General features: G+C 62.5%; 13 protein-coding genes. 3 read left to right on the top strand and 10 right to left on the bottom strand.

Going from position 1 to position 18,382, the window contains the following annotated elements:
- The 9 genes from ACU18_RS04280 to ACU18_RS04320 all read right to left on the bottom strand — a co-directional run bounded on the left by ACU18_RS04280 (position 1) and on the right by ACU18_RS04320 (position 11,254).
- Positions 1 to 1,464, bottom strand: coding sequence for an MDR family MFS transporter (locus ACU18_RS04280; protein ID WP_050684333.1), 1,464 nt, complete (start codon positions 1,462 to 1,464; stop codon positions 1 to 3).
- Between the two features lie 56 nt (positions 1,465 to 1,520).
- Positions 1,521 to 2,414 (bottom strand): sugar phosphate isomerase/epimerase family protein, encoded by an 894-nt coding sequence (locus ACU18_RS04285; RefSeq protein ID WP_050684303.1) that lies wholly within the window; start codon positions 2,412 to 2,414, stop codon positions 1,521 to 1,523.
- Positions 2,411 to 2,815 carry a C-glycoside deglycosidase beta subunit domain-containing protein gene (locus ACU18_RS20155; RefSeq protein ID WP_050684304.1) on the bottom strand — a complete coding sequence of 135 codons (405 nt, stop codon included), beginning with the start codon at positions 2,813 to 2,815 and terminating at the stop codon, positions 2,411 to 2,413. Before ACU18_RS20155 ends, ACU18_RS04285 begins: the two co-directional genes overlap by 4 nt.
- Positions 2,816 to 2,822: 7 nt before the next feature.
- Complete coding sequence (locus ACU18_RS04295; protein WP_050684305.1) at positions 2,823 to 4,376, bottom strand: GMC oxidoreductase; 1,554 nt, start codon at positions 4,374 to 4,376, stop codon at positions 2,823 to 2,825.
- Positions 4,377 to 4,428: 52 nt separating this feature from the next.
- Entirely contained in the window at positions 4,429 to 5,319 is an 891-nt protein-coding gene (locus tag ACU18_RS04300) for an ATP-binding cassette domain-containing protein (protein WP_050684306.1), read from the bottom strand.
- The gene (locus tag ACU18_RS04305) at positions 5,316 to 7,148 is read right to left on the bottom strand and encodes an ATP-binding cassette domain-containing protein (protein WP_050684307.1); all 1,833 of its coding nucleotides are present in this window, start codon (positions 7,146 to 7,148) and stop codon (positions 5,316 to 5,318) included. Before ACU18_RS04305 ends, ACU18_RS04300 begins: the two co-directional genes overlap by 4 nt.
- Positions 7,145 to 8,080 carry an ABC transporter permease gene (locus ACU18_RS04310; protein ID WP_231686000.1) on the bottom strand — a complete coding sequence of 312 codons (936 nt, stop codon included), beginning with the start codon at positions 8,078 to 8,080 and terminating at the stop codon, positions 7,145 to 7,147. Before ACU18_RS04310 ends, ACU18_RS04305 begins: the two co-directional genes overlap by 4 nt.
- Before the next feature lie 81 nt (positions 8,081 to 8,161).
- On the bottom strand, positions 8,162 to 9,679 hold the full coding sequence (locus ACU18_RS04315) for an ABC transporter substrate-binding protein (protein WP_050684309.1): 1,518 nt from the start codon (positions 9,677 to 9,679) through the stop codon (positions 8,162 to 8,164).
- A 315-nt stretch (positions 9,680 to 9,994) separates the two neighbouring features.
- Positions 9,995 to 11,254, bottom strand: coding sequence for an ROK family transcriptional regulator (locus ACU18_RS04320; protein ID WP_050684310.1), 1,260 nt, complete (start codon positions 11,252 to 11,254; stop codon positions 9,995 to 9,997).
- Positions 11,255 to 11,450: 196 nt separating this feature from the next.
- Here ACU18_RS04320 and ACU18_RS04325 point away from each other — a divergent pair, with 196 nt between their 5' ends.
- Genes ACU18_RS04325 through ACU18_RS04335 form a run of 3 tightly spaced genes read left to right on the top strand, consistent with a single transcriptional unit; the run spans position 11,451 to position 18,057 of the window.
- On the top strand, positions 11,451 to 13,310 hold the full coding sequence (locus ACU18_RS04325) for a glycoside hydrolase family 3 protein (RefSeq protein WP_050684311.1): 1,860 nt from the start codon (positions 11,451 to 11,453) through the stop codon (positions 13,308 to 13,310).
- 23 nt (positions 13,311 to 13,333) lie between these two features.
- Positions 13,334 to 16,513 carry a glycosyl hydrolase gene (locus ACU18_RS04330; protein WP_050684312.1) on the top strand — a complete coding sequence of 1,060 codons (3,180 nt, stop codon included), beginning with the start codon at positions 13,334 to 13,336 and terminating at the stop codon, positions 16,511 to 16,513.
- A complete protein-coding gene (locus tag ACU18_RS04335) occupies positions 16,510 to 18,057 on the top strand; it encodes a family 43 glycosylhydrolase (protein ID WP_231685998.1) in 1,548 nt (515 codons plus the stop codon). The genes ACU18_RS04330 and ACU18_RS04335 overlap by 4 nt, the downstream gene beginning before the upstream one ends.
- An 85-nt stretch (positions 18,058 to 18,142) precedes the next feature.
- Here the strand turns inward: ACU18_RS04335 and ACU18_RS04340 are convergent, their stop codons facing one another.
- Entirely contained in the window at positions 18,143 to 18,343 is a 201-nt protein-coding gene (locus ACU18_RS04340) for a hypothetical protein (RefSeq protein WP_050684313.1), read from the bottom strand.
- Positions 18,344 to 18,382 lie beyond the last annotated feature (39 nt).

The following is an 18,382-nucleotide window of genomic DNA, read 5'->3' on the forward strand; positions in this document are numbered from 1 at the left end:
TTAGTCCTTTGCTTGCAGTGCCAGATCGTCGGAGTGGTCCACGGCCGCTGTTGGTTCATCTGAAAGGCGTCCATCGGGCAGCAGCAAAGCTGCAATGAAACCCAGAAGATAGACCCCCGCCAGTGCCAGGAAAACAGGAGAAAACACGTTGTGGTAGATCGACGCGATTTCTGCCTGCAAGGCCGGGCCGGCGGCGTGGACCACAGCAGGTGTGAGGGTGCGGGAATCGAGTCCGGCTGGCAACAGGGACGCGACGCCGAACCCCACCACGCCGCCCACTACGGCTGAGCCGATGGTGGATCCGACCTGGCCGCTCAGCCCGGCGGTTGCGGTGGCGGTGCCGAGTTCACTGCGGGGTGCAGCGCTTTGCACGATGGCAATGGCGAGGCTCATGAACGCTCCCGTGCCGAGGCCGACGACCGCCATGATCAGCGCCGGGAGCCACAGCGGCACACCCTCCGGGAGCAAAGACATGGCTCCGAGCCCGAGTGCTCCCATCATCGTGCCGACGATCGGAAACACACGGTAGCGGCCTGTCCGCGAAGCGAGCCAGCCCGTCACGAGGTTGCCCACCAACATTCCCAGCACGGTTGCGATGGGTACCAGTCCTGAGATGGTGGCACTGACGCCAAATGCCATTTGGAAGTACGTTGGCAGGTACGCCGTAGCTGAGATGAGCCCCGCACCCATGACTGCTGAAAGTCCCACGCCTGCACTGAAGGTCCGGTTGCGGAACAGCTGAACCGGGATGATGGGGTTCTGTTGCCCCCGCTCGACGGCGACAAGTCCGCCCAGCGCCGCTGCGCCGGCTCCCACGGCGATCCACGCTGTTGAGCTTGCTGAACTGAACCACGCAACTGCCAGCACCACCGCCACAAGGACAGCGGTGAGCAGCAGTGCTCCAACGACGTCGAACCGTTTTCGGCCCGCTGGTTCGATGTGCGGAACGGCGATGACTGCGAGGAGAAGCGCGGCCAGCCCCACCGGGACGTTGATCCAAAAGACCCAGGGCCACCCCCAGTGGTCTGTGATCAGGCCCCCCAGGAGCGGCCCGATCAGAATCGCGACCGGAAAGGCGGCCCCGATGAGTGACAGGTACTGCGGACGCTGCCGCGGCGTGGTGACCTCGGCAACGATCGTCTGCGACATCAGTTGCAGACCCGCCGCGCTCATCCCCTGGACGACCCGCGCAACAACGAGCTGGGTCATGTCCTGCGCGAGCCCACACCCGAACGAAGCTGCAACAAATCCGACGAGCGCAATAAGAAAGACCATGCGCGGACCGACCCGGTCGCCCAGCCCTCCAAGGACCGGGAGCAGGACGGTACTGGCGAGTGTGTACCCGACCACCACCCAGCTCATGTACTGGAGGGCTCCCAGTTCGCCGGCGACAGTGGCCAGTGATGTCGAAACGATGGTGTGATCGAGTGCGCCAAGGAACGAGACCGCCAGGAGCGCTGCCATGAGGAGCCGGAGGCGGGCGGGAGAAACCGGGACCGTTCCGCTGCGGAGGGCTTGGGTCACAGCGTCCCGGCGATCTCGGCCTCCAGGCGATGCAGGAGAGCATGCTGCCGGCGCACCTGTTCGATGGATCGGTAAGGCAGCCGATCGCCCTCGTATTCGCTGGAAAGATAACCCGACCATTCGTTCTGCTTCAGGGTTTGAAGGATCTCGCGCCAGGGTATCTGGCCGTCAACAAGGTCATCGTCGATGTCGAAGAACTTGGCCTGAATGAAGGACACGTAGGGGAGGACATCCACCAGGTCCGACATGGGAACGGCGAGGGGTTTACGCCAGCCTTCTTCCTGGGCTTCTTCGCTGAGGCCGTCGTGCTTGGCGGTGGTGATTGCCCTTTGGAAGATACCGGTGTCGATGAGCAGGCGGAAGTTCTTTGATCCGGTTCGCTCGATGAAAGCGATGTACTCGTCCACCACCGGGTGCTTGATGGGAGTGGGCGCATGGATTTCCGGGCAAATGATGAGATCCAGCTCGGCTGCGAGATCGAGGTTGCGCTCGATCACTTCCTCCCAGATCGGGTGGGGGCGCAGGTCCATGGACACCACACCGATCTTGGGGCGGATTGAGGTGAATCCAAGGCGATGGGCCAGGCGAAGGTCACGGGCCAGCATCCCGGTGCCCTCATCGGCGGTGAGGTCGCGGTCTCGCCACATGCTCGAGTCGATCCACGACCCGTAGTTGGTGGGCTCCAGCTGGTATTTTTCGAGCAGCCCGTACCATTGGTCGATCCATGCCGTGGACGGTTCCGGATAGTTGGGCACATGACCTTCACCCAGGATCTCAATCCCGGTGGCGCCGATGTCAGCGATTTGTGCCATGGCGTCTTCGAGGGTGAGGACGGTGTTGATATCACCGGTGTAGCTGTAGAGGGAGACGCCGTACTTGAGGTTGCTCATGCGAGGACCGTGACCTTTCGCTGGGACGTGAAAATGGACGGTTGGAATTCAGCCGGAATGTAGGGTGCGTGCAGCGCAATATCAACGCGGACATCATGGACACCTGCGGCCAGGCCGCCGGCAAGCGGCACCATGACGGTGGCCACTTCATCGAGCTGCCAGCGAACATTGGTGGATTGGCGCAGTTCCTGGATGCTGAAAGTGCGTCCCTGGAGTGTCCAGCGGGGTACTTCCCGGGTCCATTCCTGACCGTCCACGGTGACAGCCACCCCATCGATGAGGCTTCCCCAGACGCCTCGGTAGTTGGGCATGCGCAGGGCTATTTCGAAACCGACAGTGTCGGCTCCTTCCTGGACGTTGCGAAAGCCCCGGCTTTGGATCAGTTCTCGTTCGAGGACCATTTTTTCCTCACTTCTCTGTGGACGTGGAGTTGATTGATTCTGCGATGTGGCGTGCACCGGCGACGGCCAGGGCCACCCCGGTCAACGTGGGGTTGCAGGCTGTAGGGGTGGGAATAACACCGTTTCCGGCAACGAACAACCCGCTGACGTCCCACACCTGTCCGGTGGGATCGCACACAGCGGTGCCGTCGTTGGATGTCCCCATCCGCAGGGTGCCTTGGTAGTGCAGTGAGGCGCCAGCAGGGAAGGTGAGCGGTTCATCGCCCAGTGGCTCGCCCAAGGACCGGGCAGCGGCAACCACTGATTGGCGCGCTGCGGACAGTGTCTGCTCGTCACGTTCGGTGAAGGTGTAGTGGATGTTCATTGCCGGCAGCCCATAGGCATCCGTGGTGTCTTCGGAGAAGACAACGCGGTCCGACGCTTGGAGGTCCTTGGCGCAGAACCACCCCAGCCCCACGATCGAGCCAGGGATGACGTCCCCTGAAATGGGTACCGGCGACGCGTCGAGTTGCATGACCTGTCCATGAAAGGGCTGCTCGTCGGTGAAGGGCACCCAGCTCACACCGCTTTGGGCGGTGATGGTGGTGTCGTGTGACGAGGCAGCGGGAACATCATCCGCGACGCCGGTCAACCGGACGGCGTGGACGATCTGAGGCTGGTCGTTCAGGTACCGGCCGAGTGCTTCGGGGCGGATACCGGACGCGAAGAGCAGCTGCGGACCGCGGAGGGCGTCGGCGGCAACGACGACGTACCGGGCCGCAATTTTGTGCTCGTCACCGGTCCTGTCGTCCCGCACCCGCACACCGCTGACCCGATCTCCGTCGGTCAGCACCCGCACCACCACGCTTTCGTCGAACAGGCGGGCCCGGGGGTTGTTCCGCGTCTCGTCACCGAACACCACGTCAGCTCCGGACCAAATGAAGCGGCCGTCGTCAGTGCGGCGGACTGCCAGCGGCATGGGCTGGACACGGCGGTCAGGTGCGCGGCCGCCGTCGAGCGCCGTCGCCAGGCGTGAGCGGACCAGGTCGGCCAGGGGAGCGTCAGCCAGGGCCTCCGCGCTGACGGAGAGGAGGCGTTCGGCCTCGCTCAGAAGCTCATCCATGTCCGGAAGGAACGCGATGCGCTCGCTGCCACCTGGGCGCGGGCAGGCTCCGGTCCAGTGGGCCGCCATCCCCCCAACATTGCTGGAGAAGGCAAGACCTGGCAGTCCAGCCTCGCCGGGCTGCTGCCAACCGTCATCGAGCAGGAAGGTGCCGGGCCGGACCGGGCGGGCGACGTCGCGTGCGTACTCTGCGAGGTTCCCGCCGGTTGGCAGGGCGCTCACTTTTCCCTCCGAACGGCGCTGGGCAACTTCGCGGTCCTGCGCACCAGCGATGTTTTTCACGTGGGATCCGGGCGGATCACTGATGGTCGGTCCGGCCTCGAAGATGGCAATGTTCGCCTGGGGGCTGAGTTCGGAAAGTATCCGTGCATAGGTGGCGCCGGCGGGGCCGCTGCCGATGATGGCGACGTCAACGGCAGCTGGATAAGGGCGCGCTGAAGGTACTGCTGTGGTGGTCATGCTGTTCTCCGGGAGTCTGTGGAAGGGAGGGCCTAATGCCCTGGTGGTTTGCTCAGCTGGCGGCTGTGGACAGTGCGGGTTGAGCGTCAAGAAAAAGTCGTCGTTCCCGGCGCCGTTCGGCCTGCAGCGCCGGGTTGGCGATAGGGGAGGCCAGGAGAAGCGCCTTGGTGTAGGCATGGTGCGGCTTGGCAATAACCTGTTCCGTGATGCCTGTTTCCACGATTTCTCCGCGTCGCATGACTGCCACGCGCTGGCTGATGTGCCGCACCACATCCAGATCGTGGGTGACGAACAGGAGCGAAACGCCGGTTTGCTCCTGTATGTCGGAGAACAGTTGGAGGACCCGCGCCTGGGTGGACAAGTCCAAGGCACTGACCGGCTCGTCACACACAATGAGCTTGGGATTCCTGCAGAGGGAACGGGCAATGGCGATGCGTTGCCGCTGGCCTCCGGAGAACTCGCGAGGGTAGCGGGTGCTGGCGTTGGCGGGCAGCTTGACTACATCGAGGAGCTCCCGGACCCGGCGTTGGGCATCAGACCGGGATGTGCCCGATACCTGCATCGGCTCAGACAAAATGTCGCTGATGGTCATGGACGGATTCAAGGAAGTGTAAGGGTCCTGAAAAACCACCTGAAGGTCGCTGCTCAGCGCCCTGCGCTCCTTCTTGCTGAGCTTGGTGATCGACCTGCCATGGAACCGGATATCGCCGCCGGTCACCGGGGCGAGACCAAGCACGGCACGGCCGATGGTTGATTTTCCAGAACCGGACTCGCCCACGAGTCCCAGGGTTTCGCCAGCCTTGATCTCGAGGCTGACACCCTGCAAGGCCCGGAACGACCGTTTACGACCCAAGCCGCCGCCGATCCGGTAGTCGACCGTCAGGTCAGAGATCCGCAGCAGGGGCTCTGATTCGGGCGAGGGGGTCTGGTTGACGGAAGTCATTGTGCACCTTCTGTCTCAGTGTCCATGTCAGAGCCGACGCGGTTGGCCGGTGTTTTCGCGGTTGAATCCAGCGCAGAGTCCAGGAGGAGCCGTGTGTATTCGTCCCGGGGGTTCGTGAACAGGTCATTCACGGCAGCTACCTCCACAATTTCTCCGTCGCGCATCACGGCCACTTGGTCGCAAAGATCGGCAACGACGCCGAAGTTGTGGGTCACCAGGACGACACCCATGCCGCGTTCGGCCTGGAGGCTGCGGATGAGGTCCAGCACGTCGGCCTGAACAGTGACGTCCAGGGCGGTGGTGGGTTCGTCGGCGATAAGAAGCTCCGGGTTACAGGAGACTGCCCCGGCAATCAGCACGCGCTGCGCCATGCCGCCTGAGACCTGGTGCGGGTAGGAATTGAACACTCTCTCAGGATCAGGGATGCCCACACGGGCGAGGAGCTTGAGGGCTTCATCCTTTGCAGCCTTCGCCGGGATTCCCAGATGGTGCCGCATGGGTTCGGTGAGCTGGGACCCGATGCGGAACGCGGGATCGAGGTTGCTCATGGGCTCCTGGGGGATGTAGCCGATCCGGGCGCCACGCAGTCGATTGCGCTGCTTTGGACTCATGCCGAGCAGATCCACGCCCGCGAAACTGAGGGCTCCGGCTGTCATTTCGGCTTGCCCGGGCAGGAGGCCCAGCACCGAGAACGCGGTTTGCGATTTGCCCGAACCGGATTCCCCTACCAGGCCAAGGATCTGCCCCCGTTCCACTTTCAGGGAAATGCCTTTGACGACGTCGGACTTCTCACCGTTGGGGCGGGGGTAGGAAACCCTGAGGTCGTCGATGACCAGGAGTGCGTCGCTGGGATCCACAAGCACTTTCTGCATTGGCCGTGCAGGTTCAGGAGTTGTACTGGCGTGCTTTGCAGCTTTTACTTTCCGGGCGGGGCCGGCAGTTGATCCGTAGTTCGCCAGCGCGTCCCGGACGCCGTTACCAACCAAGGTGCAGGCCATGACCGTCAAGACCAGTGCCGCGCTTGGCCAGATGAGCAGTCCGGGTGCGTTGAAGATGTTTTGCGATGCGTCGTTGAGCATCAGGCCCCAGCTGGCCTTGTCGGACGAGCCAAGACCAAGGAAGGCGATGCCTGCTTCGATTCCGATGCCGGCCCCTGCCAGGAGTGCTGCCTGGATGATGGTGGGGGTAATTACCACCGGAAGGATATGGCGAGCCATGATGCGGATATCGCTCAAGCCGGAGACCCGGGCTGCGTCCACGTACAGCTCTTCCCGCACGGCCCGGACCGAGCCGCGGATGAGTAGGAAAACCGACGGGGCGATCAGGATGCCGAACACCACCAGCGCAAGTGAGGTGCTGCGTCCTACCCGGGCCAGCACTACAAGGAGCACAACGATTGCCGGCAGCGACAGCAGGGCGCCGCTGATCCACATGCTGACACCGTCGATCCAGCCCTGGCGGTAACCCGCCAGCAGACCGGTGGGTACGCCGACCAGCAAACTGACAGCAATGACGATCGCGGCACTGGAAAGGCTGGTCTGGGCGCCGTAAACGAGGTTTGCCAGCACGTCGCGGCCCACGCCGTCAGCGCCCAGTGGATGCTCAGGGGTGAATGGCGGCGCCAGGACATCGGCGAGACGGGTGGCGGTGGGGTCATAAGAGGAGATGAAGGGTGCAAGGATCGCCACCACAACGAGCAAGGCGAGGAACGCCAGCGAAATCACTGCGGCCGGTTCGCGAAGGAACTTCTTGATCAGCCTGTTGCCCTGGGGCGCAGAGGCAACCACTTCAAGTGACTTGCGGGTACCGGTGACAAGGTTATCGGTCATGAGACACGAACTTTCGGATTGATCCAGCCTTGCGCCAGATCGACGAGGAGATTGACGACAACGACGAGCACCACGGTGACCAGGACGATCCCGAGCACAACGGGCAAGTCGCCACGGCCGGCTGAGTTGTTGGCCTGGGTGCCGATACCGGGAATGTTGAAAACTTTTTCAATGATCACCGAACTGGAGATGGCCACGATGAACATCAGGGATACCGTGGTGAGGCTCGGCCCCGCTGCGCTCCGCAAGGCATGCTTCACCACAACGCTTCGCTCCGGTAGGCCCCGGCTGCGCAGGGTTCGAACAAAGTCCTGCTGCATCACATCGATCATTGACCCCCGGACCTGGAGGGCAATGGAAGCCAAAGAACCCAACGCCAGCGCAACGACGGGGAGCGTGATGGAGGCGAGCCACTTACTGGGAGAATCGGTGAAAGCAGTGAACCCGGTAGCCGGGAGCATGCGGAGTTGGACAGCGAAAACCAAAGCGAGGACCAGGGCCACCAGGAAGCCGGGAATTGCCTGAACCAGGGTGGACGCCACCTGCAGACCGCGATCGAGTCGTCCTCGCCGCAAAGCGGCAGTAACCCCTATCAACGTTCCGAAACAGGCGGCAAGGATCAGTGACCCGATCACCATGGAAAGCGTGGGCGGGAGGGTTTGGGAGAGCAGTTCTCCTACGGGCTGGTTCGTAAACCATGACCGGCCCAAATCTCCACGTACGGCTGATCCGAGCCACTGGAAGTATTGGGTGATCAGCGGTTCATCGAGGCCTAGCTGCTGGCGCTTTGCCTCCACTTGTTCGGCCGAAGCCACTGGCCCCAGGACCTGACGGACAGGGTCTTGCCCCGTGAGGTTCAGGAGGAAGAACGTCGCAGTGGAAATAACGAACATGAGCACCAGTCCTGAGGCCAGGCGGCGAAGGATAAACATCAGCACGGCAGCTCCTTGGGCTTCGGGAAGATGAGGGATGGGTAGGGGCGGCCGGCCCTGGATGGGCCGGCCGCCCACCTGCTACTTCTTCGAGGCAGTGAAGCCCCAAAGTGGCGGCAGAGTGGAATAGCGCTGCGGTGTGACAGTGATTTCGGCGTTGCTTGCGAAGACGTTGTCAGACTGGATGTACGGCGCAAACCAGGCCTGGTCCACCAGGTAGGTGTTCAGTTGACGGAACGTCTCGGTTTGGGCGTCACCGGTTTCGCCTTGGGCCTTGTTGATCAGGTCCACCACAGTGGGATCGGAGACGCGGAACGGGTTCCAGAGGGATTCGGGAGTGAGCGCAATCTGGGCGAAATCCCACGGACGCGGGCTGTTGAGCCCGAAAATCGCTGCGGGATACTTTCCTGCCAACAGATCCGAGATGAAGGTCTGGCCGTTCACAGGCTGGTACTGCGGTGTGACGCCGATGGCCGTCAACGCTTCAGTCACAGCTGCTTGCTGGTCCGGATAGACGGGTGATACATCCGGCATGGGCAAGGTGAAGCCGTTTGAGTAACCGGCGTCGGCCAGAAGCTTCTTGGCGGCGGCAACATCGAAGGGGTACTTCTTGTCCAGCTCCGGGAGGTAGGCGTCACTTGTGGAGCTGAAGACCTGGCTGGTGGCCTTGCCCTTACCGCCAAAGACTTTCGCGTGGATGGCGTCGCGGTCCAAGGCCATGTTGATTGCCTGGCGGACCTTCGGCTCGGCGAGCGCAGGAACCAGGGAGCCCTTGCGGTCGAACAGGTAGAGGCCGCTGGTGGTGTAGGCAGGGCTTGTCTGGATATTCAGGCCGGCGGACTTGAGACTGTTCGAATCTTTGTCGGTCACCACTGCGAAGTCTGTTTCACCGGCCCGCAGAGCGTTGAGGATTGCGTTGTTGTCGTTGAAGACGGTGACTTCGAGGGTGTCGAATGGGAAGTCTTTGGCGTTCCAGTAGTCCGGATTCCGGGTGTAGGTGTACTTGATGCCGGTCTGGGACTTTGCGGCATCCAGGATGTATGGGCCGGAACCTATGGGAGTGGTGTCCAGTTCCGGTGTTCCCAAGGCCTTCGGGCTGGCAAGGACACCGGCGGTGCCGCCCAAGTTGGGTACGAGCGAGGGGTCCGGGGCTGAGAGGGTGACCGTGAGGTTGGTGGCGTCGGTGACGGCGACCTCCTGGATGAAGCGCAGTTGTCCGCCGGCTTCGCCCGTACCCTTGCGGGCAGAATCCAGGTTGGCTTTGACCGCGGCGGCATCCAGAGGCGTGCCATCGGTGAATCTAACGCCTTCCCTGATGGTAAGGGACAGCGTGGTCCGGGTGTCATCGTAAGACCATTTGGTCACGATGTTTTCGGCCGGTTCTCCCTCATTGGTGTTCCGGAAGAGGGAGTCGTAGACGGGCTGCAGGAACATGGTGGTGGGTCCAGTGCCGAAGTTTCCTGGCGAGAAGGACTCAGGTGGTGCAATGGCTGCCAGGTCCAACTCAGTGGGGGCGGTTGAATCACCGGGGGAAGAACCGGTGCAGGCAGTAAGCGCCATGACGGCTGTGACGGCGGCAATGCCGACTAATTTGCGCATGTTTCTCCTAGGCAAGGTGTCGAAAGCTCAGCTTCGAGTGATCCGACTTTTCTCCGGCGACATCGCTACGGAGATCGATAGGTATGGCGGTGAATGGTGGCTGGAATGCCTTGGGGAGGCGTAGGGCCTCACCCGGAAGTCCGCGGATTCGATGGATGCGTTACCGGCGCAGGGCCGCTGGATGCAGAGGGTGTGCTCCATGTGGCCTCCCTCGCCGTCGAGGTTGATCTTGCGGGTAGAGCGCTTTGTGGCGTCTGTTACCAAGATAATCCGGTGACCGGAATAAGTCAACAACTTCTTCCGGTCTTCGGAAAATTAGGCAAGTGCCCCTTCGTTGATCTGGTTCCCGGGTTGGTTCAGGCGCTCGAGGAGTCCGGGGAGGTTGTCCTTGGAAAAGAGCTCCCCAAGAACGAGCTGCGCGGCTCCCACGACGCCACCTACCTGTTCGTCAATGGTGGACAGCTCCACGAGCAGGTCCGGCGCGCCCGTTGAGGGCAACCGTTCCAGGACGGCCTGCTGGATGGGCTTCAGGACGATATCTTTTGCCCGGGCAATGCCACCGCCAACAACCAGCATGTGAGGAGCGAAGAAGCTCACCAGCGTTGCGAGGCTGCTGCCGAGGAGTGCCGCTGTCCGGTTGAGTAGCTCCCTCGCGGCCGTATCCTCGTGCTCAGCGGCCAGCGTCACGTCATAGGCCCGGATCCGGCCGGTCTCGGCGAGGACTTGCGCGAGGTAGGGGCTGCGTCCCGTTTCGGCCAGCATCAAGCCGTCCCGCTCAATCGCCCAGCCGCTGGTGACTGCCTCAAGGCAGCCTGTGCGCCCGCACCTGCAGGCAACCACCCCCGCCTCTGGAACGGCCACGTGCCCAATGGAGCCGGCCAATCCATGGGATCCCCGGTAGAGCCTGCCGTGGGTGATGAGGGCGGCCCCCACCCCGGCGCCGGCCCCGAAATAGAGCAGGTGCTTGGCCTTTGCGGCCCGCGGATTGCCCTCTATTTCAGCAAGGGCCAGAAGGTTGACGCGATTGTCCACCCAGGCCGGAACCGGCCAGCGCGCAGCGAACTCCTCCCGTACCGGGTAGTCACCCCACCCGGGCAGGACCGGCACACCTACGGGAGTGCCGGTATCAAAATTGACCGGACCGGAGAGTCCTACGCCTATGCCGAGCAGGTTGTTGCTGCTTTGCTCCCTGACTACCTCTTTGATGATCGCGTTGGCCTGGGCCAGAATCCGTTCGGGCCCTTCGCCGACGTCACAGAGTTCCCGGTGGCGGGTGCCCAGCAGGGCGCCGGCAAGATCGGAAGCGCTGACGACCATCTCATTGGAGGCGATGTCCACACCAACGACGTAGCCGGCCTGGGCGTTGAGTGATAACAGCTTGGCGGTCCGTCCTCCTGTAGAGGGCGCGCGGCCGGGGGAGTGAATGAGTCCTATGTGCTCCAGTTCGGCAACCCGCTCGGCAACAACACTGCGCCCAAGCCCTACCTGATCGGTCAGGCTTGCCTGCGTGATGCCGTCCTGCCAACGGATTGTCTCCAGCACTGATGCCAGTCCGGTGTACCGCTCTATGGCCATTAATTTTCCCTCCAAGCGCCTTCAGCACCTTGATGCGACCCGCGACGACGGCCCCATCACGCTACCGCCTGGCTGACGGTAGGGGCGCTCCCTGGGGCACTGTCCGCAACTTTAGCTTGCGCTGACCAGGTCCCAGTCTATAACTTTTTCCGGTAATCGGATAAACTTTATGAAACCCATCACACAAGGAGGCCGCATGCGGCGATCTGTCAGGACCACTGAAGACGGTGTCCAATACCGCGACTTGAACGGAAACGGAGTGTTGGATCCGTATGAGGATCCACGGCTGGATGCCGCCACCCGTGCCGCGGATCTTCTGGGGCGCTTGAGCATTGACGAGAAAGCCGGGCTGCTGTTCAACACGGTGATGGTTGTGGGTGAACCGGGTGACCACGATGCTTCGGGTCCGTTCGGACCGGAGACTCCTCGCGATTTTGTGGTGGGCAGGTCCATCAACCATTTCAACATTGGCCGGTTCCCGTCGGCCGAGCACATGGCCCGTTGGCAGAACGCCATGCAGGAACTCGCGGAGCTCACTCCACACGGGATCCCCATCACCTTTGCCACCGATCCCCGCCACGGCTTTGCACAAAATGACGGCATGGCCTTTGCCACCGGCTCGTTTTCGCAGTGGCCCGAACCTATGGGCTTGGCCGCCCTCGGCGATCCTGCCGTCGTCAGCGACTTCGCGGAGACGACCCGGCGGGAGTATGTCGCCGTCGGGCTTCGCGCAGCACTCCACCCGCAGATTGACCTGGCATCTGATCCACGCTGGGCGCGTCAACTGCAGAGCTTCAGTTCAGACTCGGCGGTCACCGCAGAATACGGCGCGCTCCTCATCGAAGGCCTGCAGGGCGGGAGGCTGTCGTCCACGGGCGTTGCCTGCACCGCGAAGCATTTTCCCGGAGGCGGGGCACAGGAGGACGGAGAGGATCCCCACTTCCCCAAAGGCAAAGCCCAGATCTATCCCGGCGGCAACTTTGACGAACACCTGGCACCGTTCCGTGCGGCCATCGCGGCCGGCACAAGCGCAATCATGCCCTACTACTCACTTGCGAAAGACCTCGTTGTTGATGGCGTCGCAGTGGAAGAAGTGGGCTTTTCGTACAACAAGTACCTGATCACGTCACTTCTCCGCGAACAGCTCGGCTTCGAGGGTGTTGTCCTGACGGACTGGCAGCTTGTGACTGACCTGGAGGTCTTTGGTCTGCCCTTCCCCGCCAAGGCATGGGGTGTGGAGCACCTCAGTCCACTTGATCGGGTGGAGAAGCTCTTCGAAGCCGGCGTGGATCAGCTTGGGGGCGAATCCTGCACGGACTTGGTGCTCGAGCTGCTGGCCAGCGGCAGGTTGTCCCAAAAGAGGGTGGATGCATCAGTGCTGAGAATCCTCCGGGTTAAATTCGAGCTGGGACTCTTCGACAATCCCTACGTTGACGCGGACGCCGTCAACAACGTCGTAGGATCGGAACCGTTCCGCACAGCCGGACACCGCGCCCAGGCAGAATCCGTCACCGTCCTCAAGAACGAAGGGTTGCTGCCACTGGCGGCAGGTACCCGCGTATACGTCGAAGGTGTGGATCCAGCCGGTGTTAGCGATAAGGTGATCCTCGTTGCGGATCCGGCGGACGCCGATGTAGCGCTGGTGCGCCTGGCCACCCCTTACGAGCCACGCAATGAGTACTTCCTCGACGCCATGACGCATCAGGGAAGCCTTGACTTCCCGGACGAGGAGATCGAACGGGTGCAGGCCATCGCTGCAGAACTTCCCGTGATCCTGGACGTCTACCTTGAGCGGGCCGCAATCCTTACCCCGTTCGATGACATCGCATCGGCGATCACCGCGAATTTCGGTGCATCTGACGCTGCACTGTTCGATGCGTTGACTGGTGCCATCCCTCCGCTGGGCCGGCTGCCAATCGAGCTGCCTCGCTCCATGCCCGCCGTCGAAGCCTCCCATCCAGACGTCCCCAACAACACCGAAGATCCGCTCTACCCCTATGGTGCCGGCCTCAGCCTTTCCTCAACTTCCCGGAGCGAATCCGGGATGCTGACGTGAAGGGGACCACCGGAACGCATCAAGTGAGCGAAGTTCTCTGGAACGAGTTCGTTAGTCCTCCGGATTCGGCGCGGCCACGTGCCTGGTGGCACTGGATGGACGGAAATGTGGACCTCGAAGGCATCCGCGCTGACCTTCGCTGGCTCCATTCAGTGGGCGTCCGGGGCGTTCAGGCCTTCGACGGTGCGCTGGGTAATCCGCTTGTTGTGGAAGAGGCTGTGATCCCCGGGAACGAGCCGTGGCGGGAAGCCATTGCCGTTGCCGTGGAGACGGCCCACGGCCTCGGCTTGGACTTCACTGTTGCCACTTCTGCGGGGTGGAGCGCATCGGGAGCTCCGTGGGTGCAAAAGGCTGATGCCATGCGCAAGTTGGTGTGGTCGCAGACTGTGGTCGAAGGCGGTGTGCTGGCAAGACTCGACAAGCTTCCCGACGTGGCGGGACCGTATCAGGACATCCCCAAGTGGGGAGCCGGGGCGCGTGAAGGTTCAGGTGATGCCAAAGACCTCTTCGCCCTTGCCATCCCGTTCCACGACACCCACGATGCTGTGGAGCCGGCGTTTGTCCGCACCTCCGACTCGCCCACTGAAGCGGTGGCCGTTAACCGTGCGGCCGCCGTCGAACACTTCCGGTTGACCCGTGACCCGGACAACCACTCGGTGGCCTGGATTGAACAGTCCTTTGCCAGTCCTGTGACCATGCGTTCCTGCGTCATCGAGCTGCCCGGCCCGCATGGTTTCGGCGCGGCGCCGCCAGCTGCGGCTACGCTGCAGGTCCAAGGCGACGACGGCGATTACGTCACCGTCTGCTCCCTGCCGGCGACACAATGCCCTTCGCGGAGCATGTCTTTTGCCCCGGTCAGCGGCACGCACTTCAGGTTACGGCTGGAGGCCGACGGGATATCGTCCATCCTGGCGGCGTTCGAGAAAGGAGTGGTGCCCCCGCCGGTATTTCGGCCGCTCAGCGAATATGCCGTCAGTGGATTCGCCCTCTATGAAGCCGGCATGCCCGCGCACAGGGAGGCCAAGAGCGGCTTCGCCACCGCACTCGACTACGACCAGCTTGATACAGACCCGCGCGCAGCATTCGCGGCTGTGCCGCTGACCAGCATCCTTGACATCAGCAGTCAGCTGTCGAAAGGAAGGCTGATCAGTCCCCTTCCTGACGGCAAATGGCGAGTCGTCCGCTTTGGGGCCTCACTTACCGGACAGACCAACGGCCCGGCCCTCCCCGAAGCAACAGGACTCGAGGTGGACAAACTCGATAGCGAAAGAGTCCGCCGCTACATTGCAACCCACCTGGCCCAGTTCGGTGACGCACCGATCGACGGCCTGCTCAGCGACAGCATTGAGGCCGGACTGCAGAACATCACAGATCGCCTCAGCGACGCCTTCTTCCGTCTTCGGGGTTACGACATGATCCCGTGGATGCTCACCACAGCCGGTTTCCTGGTGGAGGACGCTTCCTCCAGCGACCTCTTCCTCGCCGATTTCCGGCGCACGCTCGCTGAAGTCTTCGCAGAGTCCTACTACGGCACCTTGTCCGAAGAAGCACATAAGCGCGGCGCGACCTACTACGCGGAGGCCTTGGAGGACCGCAGGCCGCAGCTTGGCGACGATCTGGCCATGCGCTCGCATGCAGACGTCCCCATGGGGGCCATGTGGACGTTCAGCCCTGGGGCGGGGCCCGCACCCACCTACGTCGCTGACCTCAAAGGTGCCTCGTCCGTGGCACATGCCTACGGGCGCAGCCACACCGGCTCTGAAGCCTTTACTTCGGGGCGCAACCCTTGGTCTGATTCGCCGAAGTCCCTGAAACACGTCGCGGACCTCCAGCTGGCACTCGGTGTGACGCGTTTCTGCATCCATACTTCCCCGCACCAACCCACGCAGGTTCCGCTGCCCGGAATGGCCCTGGCACCCTCGCTCGGCCAATCCTTCAGCCGCAATGAGACCTGGGCGTCCACTGCCAAGCCATGGGTGGACTATCTGGCCCGGTGCTCTCATCTTCTTTCCCTTGGCCGTCCAGCAGTGGATATCGCCTACTTCATCGGCGAGGAAGCGCCGGTCACCGCGCTTTTCGGCAACGCATGCAACGACGACGTTCCCGCTGACTACGACTACGACTACATCGGCCCGGATGCACTTGGTACCGTCTTGAACGTTCAGGCCGGCGAGCTGCAGGCCGGCACATCCCGATACAGGCTGCTCTATCTGGGCGGTGCCAGCCAGAGGATGAGCACGGCAGCCCTCGAAGCCATTCTGCGATTGGTGGAGCAGGGCGCAACCGTCGTCGGCAAACGTCCAACGGCTCGGCGTTCACAGGCTGACGACAACCAGCAACATCAACGTCTCTGCGACTTGATCTGGGGCAATCGACCAACGGGCACCGTTTTCGCCACCTCCGACCTGGCAGCCGTGCTTCGGGAACATTTCCCACCACGAATCATCGTGGGGGACTCACGGGTCCGGCGGATCGCCCGGTGGGTGGACGGCGAACAGCCCCTGCTTTTTATCGCCAACCCTGTCAACGAAACGCTGCGCACCACCGTGACGCTGCCGACCATGCACGGCGGATTCGTTGCCTGGGACCCGGTGACACTGCAACGGCATGCCCTGGTACCCGCGGAGGGTGGCGACGGCTTGGACGTGCGACTTCCCCCTTACGGTTCGCTCTTTATTCTCAGGGGCGAGGCGGATCGACTTCCCGACAAGGAGTGGTTAACCGAAGTTGCCGGTGAATGGACACTCACCATCCCGGGCGCCGATCCTCTACAGCTAACCCACGCCACCCATTGGACCGACCCGGAAATCGGGGCCGAGCACTTCTCCGGAACGGCGACCTACGTGGCGGAGATCCAGCTCGACGGCCCCGAGCTGCCTCACGCAATACAATTCGCCGATATTGCTGATGTCGCAAGGATCAGCGTCAACGGTGTGGAGGCGGGAATCCTCTGGACTGCGCCTTACCGGGTGTCCACCAGCGCATTGAGGCCAGGGCGGAACCGGATCGAAGTCAGTGTCACCAATCCGTGGCGCAACCGGCTGATTGGTGAAGCCCACAGCACCACCGGCTCGCTCTACCCACCTATGACGGGCGTCTTCACCGACGCAGCCGAAATCCTGCCTGCAGGATTGCTGGGGCCACTGAGCCTGGTCCACCACCGCCGCCCGTCTACTCCACCATTGAAAGGACTGGATGTATGAATACCCAACTGACGCCCGCCGCTGTGAACCAGGAGGGCCAGCGACGGTCCGACCTCGGCGATGGAACATACCTGAACCCGGTGTTTGCGGGGGACCACCCGGACCCGGCCATCCTACGTGACGGGGATGATTACTACTTGACCTTCTCGTCGTTTGAGTCCACGCCCGGACTCATCATCTGGCACTCACGGGATCTTTTGAACTGGCAACCGCTCGGGCCCGCCCTCTCCACGCCCATCGGCTGCGTGTTTGCCGTCGACATGTGCAAAGTGGACGGCCGGTACTTTATTTACATACCGATCATCCCCACCGCCATCTCACCGGACCCAACTGCGCCTGTGCTGACCTATGTCATCCATGCCGAGAACATGGCGGGACCTTGGAGTGAGCCCATCAATCTGGGCATCGAAGGGCATATCGATCCAGGGCACGCGGTGGGAGAGGACGGCAGCCGCTATCTGTTCCTCAGCGGAGTCAGCCGCGTCCGGCTCACCGACGACGGACTGGCTACGGACGGACCAGTGGAGCACGTCTACGACGGCTGGCGCTACCCCGATGACTGGGTGGTTGAGGCCTACGCACTGGAGGGGCCCAAGCTCACCCGCCGCGGCGAATGGTTTTATCTCACGACGGCGGTTGGCGGCACCTCCGGTCCGCCCACCGGGCACATGGTCGTTGTCGCCCGGTCCCGCTCCATTGACGGACCGTGGGAGGACTGTCCCCGCAATCCCATCATCAGGACATGGAACGCGGACGAACCATGGTGGAGCAAGGGCCATGCCACCTTGTTTGAGGGCCCCAACGGCCAATGGTGGAGCATCTATCACGGCTACGAAAACGGGTTCGCCACGCTGGGCCGGCAAACGCTCCTGGAACCCATCGAATGGGACGGGGACGGCTGGCCAAGGGCAGTCGGGCAGGACCTTTCGGCGCCGCTGCCGGCACCCCTGCCCGCTGCGTCCCAGGCAGCCAATCAGGTCCATGGCTTGCCGTTGTCAGACCATTTTTCAACTGAGCGCTTTGGAACCCAATGGTCGTTCCACGCCCCGTCCCGAAACGAGTATCTTCGGGCGTCCTTTGACGCCGGGCTGGTCCTGCAGGCCCGGGGATCGGGCCCGTCGGACAGCTCACCGTTGACGTGCATCGTTGGCGACCGGCGATATGAGATCACCGTGGAGATGGAGGTCCGCGACGGTGCCCAAGGCGGGCTGCTGCTGTACTACAGCGACCGCTTGTTCTGCGGCATGGGCCACGACGGCGACCGCATGACCAGCTACCGCGCCGGCAGGGCCATCCCGTACTGGCGTGAAGCTGCGCCTGCGGCCCGGACAATGCATTTGCGCATTGTCAACGACAACCACATAGTCACCCAGTACTACAGCCTGAACGGGACCGACTGGACCAGACATGGATTGCGTTTCAACGTGGCGGGCTACAACACAAATACGGCTGACGAACTCCTCAGCCTGCGCCCGGCACTGTTTGCAGCCGGAACAGGGGAAGTGCGGTTCCGGAACTTCACCTACCGAGCGTTTAAGGACTGAGCGGGGCCTTTGCTCTAGTGCCCGCGGAGTTCAACCGCCTGCCCAGGGCCTGCACGGTGAGTGCAGGCCCTGGGCACTGCCAGGCTTAGTTGCCGCGCTGTTCGAATTCCAGGTCAAGCTCTTCGTGGCGCGAGTCGGTTTCCGGGTTTGTTTCGCCATCAGTGACGATTTCATGGTCCAGTTGCCGTTGAACCTGGCTATCGAGAACCTGCAAATTTTTGTCTTTCATTTTTCCCAGGTCCTCAGGAAAAACGTCGGCAGGAGTGATCCGCAGGTTTTCTTTCATGGCAGGCCTTTCTACAGCAGCATTCCAAAGATTGGGACG

It is taken from the genome of Arthrobacter sp. ZBG10 (assembly GCF_001238605.1).
GTDB lineage: Bacteria > Actinomycetota > Actinomycetes > Actinomycetales > Micrococcaceae > Arthrobacter.